At 56.8% G+C, this 257-nt stretch carries 1 protein-coding gene; it reads right to left on the bottom strand.

What is annotated here, in order from left to right:
- Nucleotides 1–257, bottom strand: a 257-nt coding sequence (locus B2T33_RS19635) for a 1-deoxy-D-xylulose-5-phosphate synthase N-terminal domain-containing protein (protein ID WP_286792943.1), incomplete at both ends; no start/stop codon positions are given.

Here is a 257-nt window from a genome sequence, read left to right as displayed (position 1 = left end):
GCCTCATAGGCCATGCCCGCACTCATCGATCCATCGCCAATCACGGCAATCACGTTCTTGCGCTTGTCATCCGATAGCTGGTTGGCGACTGCCATACCAAGTCCGGCCGAGATCGAGGTGGAGCTATGCCCTGCCCCGAACGGATCATATTCGGATTCGGATCGTTTGGTGAAACCGGACAAACCGCCACCCTGACGGATGGTACGGATACGATCACGTCGCCCGGTCAGGATTTTATGCGGATAGCACTGATGACC

It is taken from the genome of Thalassospira sp. UBA4513 (assembly GCF_002388495.1).
Classification (GTDB): domain Bacteria; phylum Pseudomonadota; class Alphaproteobacteria; order Rhodospirillales; family Thalassospiraceae; genus Thalassospira; species Thalassospira tepidiphila.
This window is presented reverse-complemented; position numbering and strand designations above follow the sequence as displayed.